Here is a 17,238-nt window from a genome sequence, read left to right as displayed (position 1 = left end):
TTATGCAATTTTTGGTGATTGCTATAACATTTACAGTTGGTCTAAGCTGCGGCGTTTGTTCTCTTTAATATCCTTGTAGTGAGACGGGGTAAAACCGGTAACCTTTTTAAACTGGCCAGAGAGGTAAGCCGCACTGCTATAGCCCAGCATATCAGCTATTTGCAACAGCGTAAATTCATCATACACAAGGAGTTCCTTTACCTTTTCTATGCGCTGGGCAATGTAGTATTTCTCTATTGTAGTGCCCTCAACCTCGCTGAAGAGGTTGCTTAAATAGGTGTAATCATAATGCAATTTACCTGATAACCAAACAGATAGATTAGTATTAAGCACCTCGCCGGAGTGATGCACCAGGTATACAATCTCAGTTTTAATGCGCTCTATCAATTGGCTCTTCTTGTCTTCAATTATCTCAAAACCAATAGCTTGAAGTTTATCATCTAATTGGGAAAGCGTTTCAGCAGCGGGTTCCTCCCCCACCTCTACCTCGCCAAGGGTAACAGACAGATACTTAATATCCAGCGACTTAAGCACATTTTCAACCGCCATAATGCAGCGGTTGCACACCATATTCCTGATATAGAGGCGCATACCTAATTAGTGTTAGAAGGGTTCATGGCACAAAGGTACGCCCTTACAGGCTAAAAGCACTATATGCAAAACCAACAAAAACATAAAACCCTGTAATTCAAAACCTTAAATCACACCAAGTTTTTGCATCAGGAAGGTTGCACTGCGGTTTTTGCAGATGCCGTTGCGCAGGGTATAGTCAAAATAGATGTCGTTATCAATAATCTGCGCCTCAAAACAGCGGTTAATCAGGGCGTCAGGATATTGCAGGGCAGTATCGCAAACCTCAATATCATGTGTTGCAATAGCGCCAACAGCCTGACAATGAACCAGATTCTCTATAACCTTAACGGTACCGGCACGCTTATCGTCTGAGTTTGTACCACGCAAAATTTCGTCCAGAAGCACGAAGGCTCTTTGGCTGCGGAGGCTGTCGGTAATTTCCTTAAGCCTCTTGATTTCAGCATAAAAGTATGAGGTATTATCTGATAATGAATCAGATAACCTCATAGAAACCAGCACCGGAAGCGGATGTATTGATGCCGCCGTAGCGCAAACCGGGGCACCTGTACCCGCCAGCACCATATTAACGCCAAGTGCCCTTAAAAACGTACTCTTGCCTGACATATTAGAACCGGTAAGGATGGTAAAAGCAGGACTGAAATCAATGGTGTTACTTACTCGTTTTGAACCATTTAGCAAGGGATGTGCGGTGTTTGTAAACGCTACTTTATATTGGGTATTAATCTCCGGAAAGGCATAATCAGGGTTGTTATAGTGCATATTGGCAAAGCTGCCAAGTGCCTCAAATTCAGCAATAACATCAAGCCATTGGTCAATATTGGCAGTATTCTTTTTCTTCCACCTGCCAAGAGCATCCAATATGTGGAAATGATACAGGCACAAACCATTCATAACTATGGCTGCCAGTATATTAGAGGCCGAATCAAGCTGTGAAAACAACGTACCCAGCCTGGCAAGCTGTTTAGATGCCTGTTGGTTATCGTCTTTAATCCTGGCTTTTAAATCGTTAAGCTTTTCACTCTCAAACTGCTGTTTTTCAATTATTTCAAGGATAGCAGCATAGCCTTTAATAATCTCAGCTACCTCGGTAGTATCTTTAACTTCGTTGGCTATTAGCTTAACATACTTCAGGGCAAAGGCCACATTAAACGCAAGCAGGTAGTTTATAAACGGCACAATACTGTCATCCCCTGCTATCCAGTAATATAACAGCAACCCAACCAAGAGTATAGGTGCGGCAGTTCCCAAAATACGGGCAATAGTTGTAATTACAGGTGCGGGCTTGGCGACCCATGCCGTAATCTTTTGATATACAGGCTTCGAATCGTTATTTATCCTGCCCTGGGCCAATATTTCCTGCCTGAATTCAATCAGGTTGCCAAGCTCTTTTATAGCAGCCTGATTTTTAAGTATCTCGTTGTTAGGCAACAGGTTAAGCAGCATATCCGCAAGCTTTCTGCGGCCTTTGTAAGTAGCTGCGCGGTTAAGGTGCTGGTATAGTGAATGGTTGCCGAAAATGTCAAGATCATGCGCATAAGGGTGTGAGGTATCGGCAAACTCACTGCCACTTTCAAACGGTAATTTATTGTATTCCAAAAAATTAACCTCATCTTCATTTACCTTAAGCAATGCCTCTGCCTTCTTTTTCTTTAGTGATAATGTATTGTGATAGCGCAATAATACTATAAATGCACCACACCCCAACAGGATACACAAAACAGCTGTATCTCTTGCAGTTACAGAACTTATGGCAAAGTATACTGAACCGATAACAAAAACGGCAGCAGCGGCCCTTAAAAGGCTTATCAGGTTATAAGACTGCTTTAATTGTGAAAGTTGTGCGGCAAACTGCTCTTTGCGCTGTATGTAAAACTGCATGGATAAGGATTATGCGCAAATATATCAATAAAAATCCCGCACAGGGCGGGATTTGCGGCTTTTATGCTTCATGATACACTAACAAAGGTATCTTGCTGTGGTAGGCCATTTTTTTGGTAAGGCTACGGTGGAAAAGGCTTTCGAAAAAGCCACGTTTGTGGGTGCGCATAACAAGCAGCCCGGCATGTTGGTTTTCAACAAAATCAAGTATAGTCTGCTCTATGTGGTCTCCGGCAATATTAAAGAAATCGATATCTTCATCCCTATAATATATCTTCCATTCATTAATCCTGTCATCGATATCTTCAGGGTCATCATCATTCTTAATATACAAGCATTGTAGCCTGGCCCTGAACTTCTTAGCTATATCCATAGCGTTTTTAAGGGCATCATTATCTTTATCTTTATACTGTGTAGTAAACACTACACTCTTAATAGGTTCATACTCAGCTTCGGCCGGTATACCCAATACAGGCACCTTAGCATTTGTAATAACCGAAGCGGTTGTAGATCCTAAAAAGGTTTCCTTTAGCCCGCTTGCACCTTTTGTACCCATAACTATAAGGTCGATAGCTTCTTCCTCGCAAATCTTATTAATATTGTACACTAAATCTCCATATAGCAATGTATTACGTATTTTAATATGCCCCAGGTTGTGCTCTTCAGCAAGTTTGTGCAGGGCAGGCAATTCTTCCCTAAAGCTTTCAAACTGGTTCATTTCCACTATATCAAATATTTCTTTTGTAGATTCCGGCAATGGCGGGGTTTCTACAATGGGCAGGTCATATACATGCAGTATTAAAACCTCTGCATTAAAAGAGTCGGCAAACTTAAGCGCATATATAAAAGCGGTATTGGCAGCCTCGCTAAAATCGGTGGGAAAAAGTATTTGTTTCATGATTCTGGTTGTCAGGAGTTATACCAGTAAATTTACAAAATACGGCTAACTTTTCCTACTTTTTAGGCTATGCTTAACACAATAATAATTTAATGTATAAGGTGTATCTTTGCAGCCTAAACCATACAGAATGATTTCTCAGGATACAATAGTGGCGCTTGCAACCCCCTCTGGCGCAGGGGCTATTGCCGTTATACGCATCTCAGGGGCTGATGCCATTGCCATTGCTGCCAAAGTATTTACCTCTGTCAAGGCAAAAGATATCCTTAAACAAAAGTCGCACACACTGCACCTGGGCTATATTGAAGATGAAGGCAAGGTGTATGACCAGGTTTTGCTCTCTATTTTTAAAGGGCCTAACTCCTACACCGGCGAAAATACCGTTGAGATTTCATGCCATGGTTCGCTATTTATCCAGCAGCAAATCATACAGTTACTATTAAGAAAAGGCTGCCGTATGGCAAATGCGGGGGAGTTTACACTGCGTGCTTTTCTAAACGCGAAGCTCGACCTAAGCCAGGCTGAGGCTGTGGCCGACCTGATTGCCAGCGATAACGAAGCCAGCCACCAGATTGCCATGCAGCAAATGCGTGGCGGTTTTAGCAATGAAATTGCCCGCCTGCGCGAGGAATTACTCAATTTCGCTTCATTAATTGAACTGGAGCTCGACTTTTCTGAAGAAGATGTGGAGTTTGCCGACCGTACGCAATTTAATGAATTACTAAACCGTATTGAATTTGTCCTTAAGCGATTAATAGACTCATTTGCAACAGGTAACGTTATTAAAAACGGTATACCCGTAGCCATTGTGGGCGAACCCAATGTGGGCAAGTCTACCCTGCTTAATGCCCTGCTTAATGAAGAGCGTGCCATAGTAAGCGACATTGCCGGAACCACCCGCGACACTATTGAAGATGAGTTAGTTATAAACGGTATAGGCTTCCGGTTTATAGATACCGCCGGTATACGCGAAACGCAGGATGTAGTTGAGGGTATCGGTATAAAGAAAACATTCGAAAAGATAGCTCAGGCACAGGTAGTTATATATTTATGCCCCGTTGCTAAAGATACTCAAACCCTTGCTGCTGTAACAACTGAAATTGAGAAAATAAAGAACCAACACCCTCTTAAACAACTACTTGTAGTAGGCAATAAGATGGATCTATACACACCTGATGAACTGGAGGCTCTTCTTCAAGCTGTACCTGGTATACTGTTAATATCGGCGAAAGACAACTCTAATGTTAATACACTGAAAGAAATACTACTATCATTTGTAAACACCGGCGCTTTACGCAACAATGAAACTATTGTTACCAATACCCGTCATTACGACTCGCTTTTAAAAGCCTTAGAGGAAATACAGAAAGTTAAATGGGGTTTAAGTAACGGATTACCTGCTGATTTAATGGCTATTGACATCCGCCAGGCGCTGTATTATTTTGGTGAGATTACCGGTACTGTTACTAATGATGAACTACTGGGTAATATATTTGCTAATTTCTGCATCGGTAAATAGCTCTATTCATCGGTGTAGTTAGTGGCTTTTTGTTAAATAGATCATTAGCTTAATATTTCACTTTTGGAGTTTGGATTTAGGTATGAAATTGTTAAAAATTAAGGTGGACATCCTAAACTGCCAAATGATCACTTTTATCTTTTTATTATAAAACAATTCTACCCTTTCTTCGAAATTGTGATGAAATACTACATAAGCCAAACCTCATATTGTTATTAACAGAATATAAAAACCCGGTCGCTTTTTGCAACCGGGTTCTTAAAAATAATAAACGTTTAGGGTAACCTTTAGTAAACCTACTTTTTCATTAATTTTTGGGTTGCAGTTGTACCGTTTTCAAAATGGGTTTTTATAATGTATATCCCGGTTGAAATATTTGAAACATCTATTGATACTGTATTATACGTGGTAAGTACTTCCTGGCCTAATTCATTATAAATAGTAACCTGTTTTATAACCTGTGCAGATGATATGTTTACAACATCTACCGCAGGGTTGGGATATATTGTAAACTGAACCATATCAGGGTTTGTTACACCTGCCGTTTGGTCAATTAAAATTTCAATTTCATCAAACTTTGTAGCGTCTGCAACTGATGTAGCGCGTACTGTAGCAGTACCGTTAGCAACAGCCGTTACAAGGCCGTTAGCATCAACCGTTGCAAATTCATTGCCTGATGTAATGCTCCAGGTAACGTCCTGGCTCACGTCTTCAGGGTTAACTGTGGCTACAAGCTGCAGTGTGCTGTTTTCTGTTGTAATTACCGGCTCTGCATTATCCTGTACCGATACCGCTACACTCTCAACCTCAATAACAGTCTGGTAGTTAATGGTAACTTCAATTTCATCAAACTTAGTAGCGTCTGCAACTGATGTAGCACGCACAGTAACCGTACCGTTAGCAACAGCCGTTACAAGGCCGTTAGCATCAACCGTTGCAAATTCATTGCCTGATGTAATGCTCCAGGTAACGTCCTGGCTCACGTCTTCAGGATTTACCGTAGCAACAAGTTGTAAGGTGCCGTTTTCAGTGGTAATTTCTGCCGAAATATTATCTTGAGTTGCAACCACAACACTTTCAACAACAACCGGGATTGCTTCAATTACTTCTACATCATAGTCAACCGCAATACCATACGAGTTTATTGTACCACAAGGGGTAAGGTTTTCGGGCTGTGAATTTGGAAACTGTAAAATAACACGCAAACGATAATTTCCGGGTACTACATTTTCGGGGACCGTAAAGTTAAACGCACCCTGCCCCGATGAGTTTATGCCATTATTAAGATATCCTATTTCTTCCTCATCATCAAATTGATAGTTATTATTGTAGTCAATCCATGCGCGTACATTTATATATTGGGGATCCTGCCAGTTAGTAGAAAAATTTAAATCATAACTACTTCCCGAAACAAGATCTGCTTTTGGATCGCTTGTATGGTTTGCATATCCATCCTCAGTATAAGCTATAGGGTTAACACTCCAGGTAATTGTTTCACCTGCTAAAGAAATGGTATTTATTGTAATTCCTGCCTGCGATGAAGGATAGAAAAACTCAGGCTGGCAATAATTATCTCCGGGTTGAGATGCAATGTTAACTACAACCTCAATTTCATCAAATTTAGCAGTATCTTCAGCCGAAGTAGCGCGTACAGTAACCGTGCCGTTTGCAATAGCTGTTACAAGGCCATCCTGGTTTACAGATGCAAATGCCCCGCCCGATATTACACTCCATTCCACAGCCTGGTTAGCTCCTTCCGGGTTAACAATTGCTTCAAGCTGTAGCGTGCCGTTTGCAACCGTTATTTCGGCATCTACATCATTTTGTGTTGAAACTGTTACCATTTCAACTGCATCCTGAGCCGTTACATTTAGTGTATAGTCTTCGGTTTGGCCGTATGTAGAAGTGGCACAAGGGCCATAAGCAGTGCTTTCGTTAATAATAACACGCATTCTTGTAGTACCTGCCAGGGCGTTAGCAGGAACAGTAATTTCTTTACTAAAAGTACCGGCTGTGTTATTAATATAAAATTCGTTTTCATCAAAAACATTATCCTGGTTCCAGTCTATGTATACATGCAGGTACAGGAAGTTTGTCAAACCAAGAAAACCGGCCGACTGCGCTGTTAACGTATACGTTTGATTTTGTGTTACGTTTCCTGTTACATCTGTAAAATCTTCATATACCTGGTTAGCTGTGGTACTACTACTGTTATTAATGTTGCTAAACTGTACATTAGTAGTAAGCACCGCTATACCGGCAGATGGTGTACAATACCCCTCTGTAACATTTACAGTAACTTCGATTTCGTCAAATTTAGTGCTATCTGCCTCTGAAACTGCACGAACGGTAACCGTGCCGTTTGCAATAGCTGTTACAAGCCCGTTTTCATCTATAGTAGCAAAATCAGTACCCGATGTAACACTCCAGGTAACATCCTGGCTTGCGTTTGCAGGGGTTACGGTAGCTTCAAGCTGTAGCGTGCCGTTTTCCGTAGTAATGGTTGCAGGAGCATCATTTTCAACCGATACGGTTACGCTTTCTACTAAAACAGCAGGGGCTTTAATTTCGAAGTTATCAAAAGAAAGGTCAAAATCACCTGCAGTCCTGTTTGCAGTAATCCTTACCTGTACATATTCGCCCTGATAATCTGCAAGGCTGTATACTTTTTGGGTATACGCTCCCTGTGCCGCCTGGTTGGTTATGGTTTCAAGGTCTGTCCACGTAGTACCAAAATCTGTAGATACGGCTACGGTAAAGTTGCCCCATTCGGCCGGTGTGGCATAAGGGCTGCCAAAGTTAGATACCTTGTAATAAAAGCTTAGCTCATAGTTTGATGCATTTAGCGGGCCTACAGCTATAGTATTAAACGTACCTGTTGCAGCCGAACCATACAGGTTTTTATAAAGGCTTGTGGCTGAGTTTCCGTTACCGGTTATGCCCCTTGTAGTGCCTAATGACCAGTTAGTTGTAGTCCATCCGGCAGGGTAGTTAGAAGTAAGGAATTCTTCCTGCCACGGCGCAGGCGTAGTAGCAATGGTAGCAAAAGTTGCCGATCTCCACGGGCTTTTGTCTGTATCGGTACATACCCTCCTTACAAAAACATAGTATGTTCCGTTAGCAAGGCCACTAAGGTTAACCGATGTTTGCTGTGTTTGTGTAAATGTTACTGTTTCTGCCGGGGCAGTATTTACGGTAGAAACATAATATTCATAACCGTTTTGTGGTGCTGTACCGGCTACGTTTTCCCAGCTTACCGTTGCACCCGTTGGTGTAGGTGCTGTAGCAGTTACCGAAAGCAGCTCAGTACAAGAAGGCGTAGGTTCCCAAATAACATCATCTACATACATATAAGAATAGCTGCTGCCCCCTACCCTCTGTATGCCTATATGCGTACCGTTCCCGGTATAACCGGTAAGGTAAACGGTAAACTCCTGGTATGTAGTGGTTAGGTCTGTAATGGTTTGTATTACCGTAATATCAGCGGCTTCGGTATTACCGTTTAAGGCTACCACTTTAAGGCTTATAGGGTTAGATGCTGTTGTTTTACGTGCCCTGAAACGCAGCCTGTGCGTGCCTGCCGAAAGGTTTGTTATTTCCGGGCTTACCAGTATAATTTTTGTTGCCGCAGCATCAGTATCCGCGCCATTTCCATAGAAGCTTACGTTATTGGGTGCCGAAAAATTATCAGTAGTAGTTACGTTTATGGTTGGCGGGCCACCGGCACCTACCAGTATTTTGCTCCAGCAGTTAGGCAGTGTGGTACCTGTTGTGCCGTCAAAACCTTCACTAAATGCTGTAACCGGCACACAACCCGTAAACAGGCTGGCTACCGATGAAAAACTACTTTCGCACTGTGTGCTTACATTTTTAGCCCTGTAAAAATATTGTGTATTAGGCTGAAGGCCGGTAATTACCTGAGAAAGCGTAGCCGATGTAAGTGTAAACGGCGAGCCCTGTACCATATTGGCAAACGCATTATCTGTAGCTACTTCAAGCACGGTTGTAAAGGTGTTAGCGTTTCCGTTTTCTGTAGCAGGCCATGTTAGTGTAAAACCTGTAGATGTAACCGCGGCAGGTGTTATGCCATTTACTGTGGCCGGGCAGTTAGTAATAGTACCGCTAAGGGGGCTTTGTGTATTGTATAACGGCCCACCGTTACAGTTTGAGTTTACAGCATAAATTGTATACGTATACTGGTTGTTACCCCTTATACCGTGATTGTAGTTGTTTTCAAAAGATGTTGCAGTGCCATAATAAGCCACATAGCTGTTTAGTACATCGTTTTGCCCCGTGGTATAGGTTGTGCCGTTAACCGGTGCGTTTGGCGTTGTACCTGCAATATTGCGCAGCACAAGATACCGGTCAGGCGCAGGGCTTGCAGCAGTAAAGCTTGCGTTTACAATAATACCTGTATTTGTTAGCGCAAGTGCTGTAGGCTGTGCTGTAGGCGCCTGGCAGGCTGCGGGTGGAGTCCAGGTAAGGGTAAGTCCCTCAGCTGGCAAAAAACTATAATTGGTAGCTATTCCGGCCGAACTATAGCTGCCGGCTACGTTATTGCCCCAGTTGCTGGTGGCATTGCCCGATGCGGTTCGGTTTGTGTAATCTGCACTGGTTGTACCCCTTAGCCCTACTTTTCCGTTAGTAGCAGATGGTGTACCGGCAAAGGTAAAATCATAAGCAAACCTAATGGTACCGTCTTCTTTAAGCCTTGCCTGAAAATTCCAGTTATGGTGGTTTGCATTGCTTGCCGCCTGGTAAGAGTATGGCCTAAAGTGTTTCCACTCTACCACAAACTCGCGCTGGGGTGCCACACCTACAACCTCATAGGCTATGGTACCGGTATTGCCGTTTATATTGAAAAGCGCATCAAGATCGGCACCAAACGGAGCAATAACCCCACTGTATGCGAGGTATGAAGAAAGAGGGTCAGTTGCGGTTTCTGCCGTTGTACCAAAACTTATAAAACCATTGGCATGTACTTTTAAAGATGTAAATGTTTGCCCGTTAAAGCTAAAATTAAAAGGTATGGCGTTATCAAGTGCATATACCTGTTCATCTATACCGCCACTGCCGGATGCAGCAGTTGCAGTTGCTATAACAGTAGCATTAGCAAGTTGGGTGTAAGTTCCCTCGCTTTGCGAAAAGCCGTAATAAGACACCGTTTGTGCGGAACCTATTATGGTAATCAGACAAAAAATGCACAATAGCCACAGTTTTTTAACCGGATTATTGCGCACTTTTTTAATGAGTAAATGTGATTTAATCATAAGTAAAATATTAATAATTTGGAGGCATAAAATTATTTATTTAGATTAAATAAAAATAACAGCAACATAACTATTGCCATTATTTAAGAAGTTTGTGATTTATCGTTATTTATGCCGAAATATTTAACAAATAATATCTAATTCGTGAAATATCTACACCTATTTTAAAAATTTAATCATATAATATTTAAAAGAAGCCATACTTTTAAATATAGTTTACATTAAAGAAGTAAAAAGCTGAATATGTATGGTTTACATTTCATACCGTATTATATATACTTTTTTTATACTCTTTACCGTAATGCACTATATGAAAATATTGAGGTTTTATTTAGGCTAAATTATTTATCCGGCCGGGGAGTATATTATAAATGTTTAGGTAAACTATTGCTAACCTACAAAATCTTAGATATCCACATTCTTATCTATTTGTGTTAGTATTGTAGGATCCTGAATTTTATCATCTTTTGCCAGTAGCAGCACTTTAGACATTACCTCTGCCGATTTTGGGTCGTCATCGGCAAATGGAAGGAACAGCCTGCCCCTGTGTTGCGAGTGCACCGGTAATATAGACAAATACCTGCCCGGTACCTGGTGCACCACGCCACTGCCTAAATGCACGCTATAATTAGCCATTTTGCCCGTTATAAGCGCATGGTTTTGCTTAATCTCTACATTGTTTGCCTTAAACAGCCTGAGGGTTTCCCTTAGCAGCACGGTCCTCATTTCTATTGATGAATGGCTTGCCTCAGGGTCTACACCGCCCACATGGGCCACGCTTACCACCAGGTCTATATCGCGCATTACTTCAGAGAAAATACGTGGGTTAACCGCATCAAAAGCAATATTCTTATACTCTTTAAGCGAATGGAATTCAACTGTTTCAAGCGTAGGGCTTTCTACATCGGCCGGAGAAAACCAATTAGCCATTGAATACAATTTAACGTGATAGCCTTCTTTATGAAAAACCTTTTGCAGGCCTTCTTCATAATCTACCTTCCAACCCCTGCTTTTTAATAATGCAAGTGTTTGCTTAGGGTTAACCTGATGCCCCGCATACCTGCGCGATACCGACTTCTCTTCCAGCTCATCGGGCGTAGGCATATACAGTTCCCTGAACACCTGCTTAAAGGGCTGTTGCAGCTGGTTTTCAAAACAATAGCGCTGATAATCTGTCCACACCTTATTTTGATGCAGGTCATAACAATGTGCTATCCGGAAGGTTTGATTTTCATTAAGTTCAATCATCTCACCCTGTGCCGTCACGAGGTTGCTATTTATATAAAAACCTAATCGATTATCATTTGTTATCAGCACCAGTTTTTCTAAGTGTTTAGAAATAACCGGATGTTCAAAAAGGTTAGTAATTTCAGAAAACAGAAATTCATCGCCGCGAATCATACTCTCTTCTAAACCTTTGCGTGAGCGCGTCCATTGTTCACGCATGGTTTTACGGTAGTTTACAAGCTCTATATAGCCTTTATCTTTCTTAACGTTTGCCGGTATGGTTTTCAGTTCCTTATCTCCTTTTATGGCTACCACTTCAGCCTTGCCGTCGGGGTTTACAATAAGGCGAATGGTAGTTCCTTCAATAGTAACTTCTGTTTCTTTAGACAATATATTTTGCACCTGCCTGGTTTCCATAGCCCAGGTAAGGCGCACCGGGTCTGGGTATCCGGCATTACGGGCCAGGTTTTCGAGCGCTACCCTTATGGCAAGTGCCTCGCTGGTTTGTTTCATAGCGCCAAATTCCCTGCTTTCTTTTTTAAACTGTTGCAGGTATTCATAACGGCTTAATACGTCTTTTTCGGGGTTGGCTTTGCTAAGTGGCACCAGCCCGTATACCCGCAGGTAATCCTGGTCGCGCTTATCTTTAACTTTTGCTGTTACCTCTTTAATTTTCAGGTCGCCAATAATGGTATCGGCATATAGCCTTGCCCTGCGGTGGCCGTTGCCATCAGTTACATACTTAGCCGAATCATACAGCATTTCCCATCGGGCCTTTCCTAACTTTTTATAGGCCGATACAAACCAGCTGCGGTCTACAGCGCCATCTTTAAAATCCTGAAGGTCTATGGCCGAAAACCTGGCCGCCTCACTTTCCAGTTCGGCATTTACATCGCTATAAGTCGAAGTTTTAGTATGGGCATGCAACCACCATATTCCCTCATCAAGGCCATTCCAACCCAGGTAACTGCTAATAATTTTTTGCCATTGCGGTGCATAAATAGCCGCCTGTATAAGCCTTTCTTCAGATATTTTGGTTTTATCCATCAGCTGATTAAAGGCCTCCTGCGTGTCAGTGTCAAGCGGGTAGCAATGTTTTAGGAGATAGCTAAACAGTTTTTGACGGCTAAGGCTTTCAGACCCCCAGCTGTATATATAACCTTTGTACAGGTTTTGCCTGCCAAGGCCGGTTATCAGCTCTGTAAAGCGGTTAATACCATATATGCGTTCAAAACCAATTACAAGATGGGTTACCGAAGTATCAGAATCGCCCCGTTTTAGCTCTATATCAAGAAACGTATCCCTTATTTGGCTTACCATAGGCACCAGGACAGGAAAGTTTTCGGTCAGTTTTTCGCTGCCATGGTGTCCATAATGCTTGCTTTTGCCTGTTAATATTGAGAGCCTTGTACGCTCCAGTATACCTTCATACAGTTCGTCTTTGGTTATCAGGCCTTGTTCAAAAGCTACACAATACATATAAATGGGCGGTTTACTGAAAGGTATGCTTTTTTTCAACCCCGAAAACTGCCTCCAGCGGTATAAATGCCACACCTTTTTACTTTGCTCAGGCGTTAAGCCCTCCAGATTAATGGCTTTAAGGTAAACATCGCAGGCTCCCTGGCTCTGCCAGCCATTGTCGTTATCGTCACGGTAATAGTATTCATTTTTACCGGGCTTGTATTCATAATTGCGTATAGACCCCGGCATACCTGCATACAGGGCGCTGCAGGCATCAATCAAAAAGTTTTCCTTTTCCTTAAAAGGAAAACGGTATTGCAAAGACTGCAGGATAGCTATAAGCGGGTTGTTCCAGTAATACGAATAAGCCCCTTTAAGGGGATTGGGTATAAAGCTTTCATGATAAAACACATACTTATTAAGAAAGCTTTGCCACTCCTTCCTCTCGCACTTACCGGCAAGCGTAAGCAAAAACAAATCCCGCTCCACAAGCCCCGAGGTTTTAAACCACTCTTCCCATACGTGGTGCAGCGGGTAGTTAGCTGCATTTTCGTCTGCGCCTGCGGTATCCGGAAGCTTTTTTAACTGCCTGAAAACATTACCAAGAAGTACGGTTTCTTTGCTGTTATCATAGTTTTCAACCTGGTATTCATGATGCCCATTTTGTTCAAACAGGCTTTTGAGCCTTAAAATTTCGGTCTTAAGCCGGGTAAGCGACGTAGAAAAACCGTACTGGTTAGTATTAACTGCAACCGCATAAAGCCCATCTTTGTGGGGCACCGGCAAAGCATACTCAGAAATTTGGCCCGGATTGTAAAAGCCATAGCCATTTTCTTCATTTAGTACTTCTTTCTTTTGCTCAGGAAACAGCTGCTCTATAAACTTTAGCTCCTTTTCGGTAATTTTAGGGCGCAAAGCATAGTCTTTAACCCAGCCGTTAACCTTTTTGGTCATGCGCTGCTTTTTTTGCAGCTGCAACATCATGTCAAGAGCGCTCATGCGCTGCTCTGCATCGCCGTTTTCTAAAATATTATTTATAAGGCTTTCAATCCTGCTTTCTTTTTGCTCTAATATAATGGCAGCCAGGCTCTTTTTTAATGTAGTGTTTTTTCTTTTCAGCAGTTCAAAAAACTGGCCTGCCTCATCGCCATTCAGGGTTACATTGCGCAGGGTGTTAAGAGCAGTGGCAACCATTGCCTCTCCCCTGTCTTTTAAAATACGCAGGGCAAAGCTGCGCTGAAAATCAGTAGGTGTTTTATTGTCGCCGGTATTATTTGCCCGCATGTAGCCATACATGTAAAAATCTTTAAGCAAATTTTGGGTAAGTGACGTGCGCAACTCAATAGATAAACCCTCAAAATGGGTCAAAATGCGTTCCAGCCTGCTATTGTGTTCGCCTATAAGTTTAATGGCGGCGGCATAAAGCGCATCTTTTTCAAATTTGGCGTTAAGCCATGAGAACACCCTGCCTTCAAATACTTTTTCCTTAATGCCAATGCTTTGGCTCAGGCCATACATGGTATCAAAAAAGTCAGGATACTCTTTGTTATCAATATAAAACTTAGATTTCAGGTTGGCTTCCAGCAGGGCATTCATCCGCGGAAGCGCAAAAGCAAGTACCTGCGGGTCGCCATACTGTAATGCCTTATAATACAAAGGCATTTCTATGTAAGGGTTCTGTGTTTCGCCGGCAAATTTAAGCGCCAGGCATTTTTTTTCAACCGAACCTTTATCCAAGAGTTCGTGCAGCCAGGGCACTGTTTTTTCAACATCAAAAACAGCCTGTACCCACAGGGCCATGTATACCTCATTGTTGTTCTTACTGTGTACCACTGTAGCTATAGACTGTACATCATTAAAATAGCCAGCGGCAAGGCTAAGGATATTTTTTACGGTGGCCTCCTTTTCAGCATCCCATCCCAGGCCGGTCCACACGTCTACAGCACGTACTACCGATGAAAAACGTGTAAGCTTGTGCTCTATAATTACGTTTATCATATACTGTAGCGCACCGGTATCGGTTTCATCCAGGGCTTCAAGAATGGTTTGGCGCAGGCCTTCCTGTCGCTGGGCGGCCAGTAACAGCTTTTCAACCAGCTGCCAGCACTCCTTTTTAGTACTGTTTAAAAGGGCTTTTATTATGTTTCGCGATACTTTGCCCTGAGGGTGCCTGCCAAAAATAATATCTTCAAGCAGCTGATAAATAGCAGTGTTGCCTGCATCTATAGCTGCCGACCATACCATAAACTGCCCGCCTGCATTGGTTAAATCAGTATCGTAGCAAATTTGCTCTTCAAGGGAAAGGTTGTAATAGGTATTGTCTGGATAAGCAAAACGACAAGGGCCATCCATAAGCCCCCTCAAAAAGTTTATTTGGCTAACCAACAGGTATTTATCATTATGAGGTGCCCTAAACGACCGCCTTGCATAGCCGTATTGGTACATTTTATGCGGCAGTTTTTGCCAGGCGTGCTTTATATAAGCTGCCTGTTCAGGTTCAAAGAAATATACCAGCAAGTCATAATAATTGTTATCGTCCCACATACTGGGCTTAATCCATTTGGCAATTTCCATAGCTTTTTCAGAACCCAGGTATACAAAAAAAGCGTCATAATTGCCTTTAAGGTTAGTAAGGGCCAAGCCAAACTCTGCCACGTCTTTTTTAAGCCTGTTTTTAAGCAATAAACGAGATACAAGGTTACTTTCAGAAATTTCTTTGAGCTCTTTTTTATACGTGTCTAAAGGCCTTTTAACTACTTTATTTTTGAGGGTATTTTCTACAGACATATAGGTTTTTGATTGGATTGTTGTTACTACCAGTAGCTGCCTGCCAAAAAAGTAAGGCGGATAAAGGTAAAAGGTTTGTGTTGGCTTAAATCGAGTTGGGTATCCAGGCGTTCGAGCTCATCATCGCCATAAAATATAGCGTAAAGGCCGTCTTCAAAAGCCTGAAGCGCAGTTTGGGTAAGCTTTTCTAAATCGGGTTTTTGATGGTTATAAACAGCGCCAAAGCCCACTTTGCCTGTATCGGTTAAAAGGGGCAGGTAATTTTCTTTTGGAAGGTGTATGGTATCATGTTCGTCAAACTCAAATGATGAGGCATTGAACAGGGTTACCTGCTGTTTTATAACAAGCTCTATGAGTGTGCCGGTGGTAATTACTGAATCCGGAGTATCGAGTTCAATTGCCTTTTCATTAAGTAAAGCGTGTTTTTTACCCAACTGCTTTACTGATATGAGGATATTCATTTTTTAGGTAGGTAAATTTATTTCCAAAGTAAGCATTTTAGTGAACCCGCCGAAAACTTTCCTTAAAAACTTTAGAAACTAATTTATGTAGAGATAAATAGTAGCCAATACCCATCTTTTTATTCGAATGTGATGCTTAAAAGCAATGAACTATTTTTGTTTACACAACACTTAAATCACTCCCATTTCTTTTTAAATATTGTTTCTAACTGGCTTACCTCATTTTGGTACATTGTTTTTTTTCGGGTCCCGAAATAAAGTTTATTCTCCAGCAGCGTATTGCCTTCCCATATAAGTTTGATTTTTCCGGAAGCTATGGCTTCCTTACACAGGAAATCCGGAACAATCGAAAAGCCCTCGCCCTCGCTAAGACAACGTATAATAGACATTATATTGGGTACAATATAATTGGGGCTGAAATCAGGATGTTCATTAAACTGTTTCAGCCAAAAATTTTTCAGGTGCTCCATATCGGCAGCTGTACTATACCAAAGCTGCTGCTTTAAAAAGGTTACAGCTTTATCGAGCTGTCCATTAGCAAGATACCTTTCCAGTTCTTCTGATTTTGCATTTTGCCCGGCAACAAGTACAATCCGCTCTTTTGAAAAATGTTCGTACTCTAAATTTTGCTGGTTCCCTTTTTGGGGCGTAATAATAAGATCAAGCAGGCCGTTATCCAGGTCCTGCTGCATTTGCGGATATTCGCCAAACTTAATGATAAGGTTAAATGGCAGGCTCGCAATATGTTCTTCCAATGTATATTGAAACGTTTCAAAACACATTCCCACACTTATGGTAGGCCTCTCACTTTGTGAGCGTTTATGAAAATGCTGCTCACCCGTTTCTAATTTTTTTAGCGGTTCCAACACAAAATTGTAAAGGATTTTCCCTTTTTCGGTAGGCACCATTTTTCTTGCCGCCCTGTCAAACAGCTTGTATCCGGTATAAGCCTCCAGTGAGTTAAGGTGCAGGCTTACACCAGGCTGAGATATAAATAACTCCTGTGCAGCTGCAGACAGTGTACCGGTTTCATAAATCGCTCTAAATGTTCTGATCCATTCTAAATTCCACCTCATAACTATTATTTTTCTGATACAAAGATACAATATAAGTTATTTTGTTTATAAACAAATGTGATAGAAA

At 41.9% G+C, this 17,238-nt stretch carries 8 protein-coding genes; 1 reads left to right on the top strand and 7 read right to left on the bottom strand.

The window, feature by feature from the left end; all coding sequences use genetic code 11:
- Positions 1-30 precede the first annotated feature (30 nt).
- The 3 genes from AM279_RS00980 to AM279_RS00970 form a co-directional block, all read right to left on the bottom strand.
- Entirely contained in the window at positions 31-591 is a 561-nt protein-coding gene (locus AM279_RS00980) for an AraC family transcriptional regulator (RefSeq protein WP_054405814.1), read from the bottom strand.
- A gap of 105 nt (positions 592-696) precedes the next feature.
- Positions 697-2,472 (bottom strand): MutS-related protein, encoded by a 1,776-nt coding sequence (locus AM279_RS00975; RefSeq protein WP_054405813.1) that lies wholly within the window; start codon positions 2,470-2,472, stop codon positions 697-699.
- A 61-nt stretch (positions 2,473-2,533) separates the two neighbouring features.
- Positions 2,534-3,370, bottom strand: a complete 837-nt coding sequence (locus AM279_RS00970) for a universal stress protein (protein WP_054405812.1) — start codon at positions 3,368-3,370, stop codon at positions 2,534-2,536.
- 130 nt (positions 3,371-3,500) lie between these two features.
- On the opposite strand from AM279_RS00970, the gene mnmE reads away from it, so the two are divergent.
- Entirely contained in the window at positions 3,501-4,889 is a 1,389-nt protein-coding gene (mnmE, locus tag AM279_RS00965) for a tRNA uridine-5-carboxymethylaminomethyl(34) synthesis GTPase MnmE (protein ID WP_054405811.1), read from the top strand.
- Between the two features lie 296 nt (positions 4,890-5,185).
- On the opposite strand, the gene AM279_RS00960 is transcribed toward mnmE, so the two are convergent.
- The 4 genes from AM279_RS00960 to AM279_RS00945 form a co-directional block, all read right to left on the bottom strand.
- The gene (locus AM279_RS00960) at positions 5,186-10,159 is read right to left on the bottom strand and encodes an Ig-like domain-containing protein (RefSeq protein ID WP_054405810.1); all 4,974 of its coding nucleotides are present in this window, start codon (positions 10,157-10,159) and stop codon (positions 5,186-5,188) included.
- Positions 10,160-10,564: 405 nt separating this feature from the next.
- Positions 10,565-15,634 (bottom strand): DUF4132 domain-containing protein, encoded by a 5,070-nt coding sequence (locus tag AM279_RS00955; protein ID WP_054405809.1) that lies wholly within the window; start codon positions 15,632-15,634, stop codon positions 10,565-10,567.
- A gap of 26 nt (positions 15,635-15,660) precedes the next feature.
- Entirely contained in the window at positions 15,661-16,095 is a 435-nt protein-coding gene (locus AM279_RS00950) for a hypothetical protein (protein WP_054405808.1), read from the bottom strand.
- Positions 16,096-16,271: 176 nt separating this feature from the next.
- Complete coding sequence (locus AM279_RS00945) at positions 16,272-17,171, bottom strand: LysR family transcriptional regulator (RefSeq protein ID WP_054405807.1); 900 nt, start codon at positions 17,169-17,171, stop codon at positions 16,272-16,274.
- Between the last annotated feature and the right edge of the window lie 67 nt (positions 17,172-17,238).

This window comes from Flavobacterium akiainvivens (assembly GCF_001278115.1).
Taxonomy (GTDB): domain Bacteria; phylum Bacteroidota; class Bacteroidia; order Flavobacteriales; family Flavobacteriaceae; genus Flavobacterium; species Flavobacterium akiainvivens.
This window is presented reverse-complemented; position numbering and strand designations above follow the sequence as displayed.

What these genes read in the sequence shown, in the direction of transcription:
- AM279_RS00980 (WP_054405814.1), bottom strand. Translation starts at nt 591, where the DNA reads ATGCGCCTCTATATCAGGAATATGGTGTGCAACCGCTGCATTATGGCG.
- AM279_RS00975 (WP_054405813.1), bottom strand. Translation starts at nt 2,472, where the DNA reads ATGCAGTTTTACATACAGCGCAAAGAGCAGTTTGCCGCACAACTTTCA.
- AM279_RS00970 (WP_054405812.1), bottom strand. Translation starts at nt 3,370, where the DNA reads ATGAAACAAATACTTTTTCCCACCGATTTTAGCGAGGCTGCCAATACC.
- mnmE (WP_054405811.1), top strand. Translation starts at nt 3,501, where the DNA reads ATGATTTCTCAGGATACAATAGTGGCGCTTGCAACCCCCTCTGGCGCA.
- AM279_RS00960 (WP_054405810.1), bottom strand. Translation starts at nt 10,159, where the DNA reads ATGATTAAATCACATTTACTCATTAAAAAAGTGCGCAATAATCCGGTT.
- AM279_RS00955 (WP_054405809.1), bottom strand. Translation starts at nt 15,634, where the DNA reads ATGTCTGTAGAAAATACCCTCAAAAATAAAGTAGTTAAAAGGCCTTTA.
- AM279_RS00950 (WP_054405808.1), bottom strand. Translation starts at nt 16,095, where the DNA reads ATGAATATCCTCATATCAGTAAAGCAGTTGGGTAAAAAACACGCTTTA.
- AM279_RS00945 (WP_054405807.1), bottom strand. Translation starts at nt 17,171, where the DNA reads ATGAGGTGGAATTTAGAATGGATCAGAACATTTAGAGCGATTTATGAA.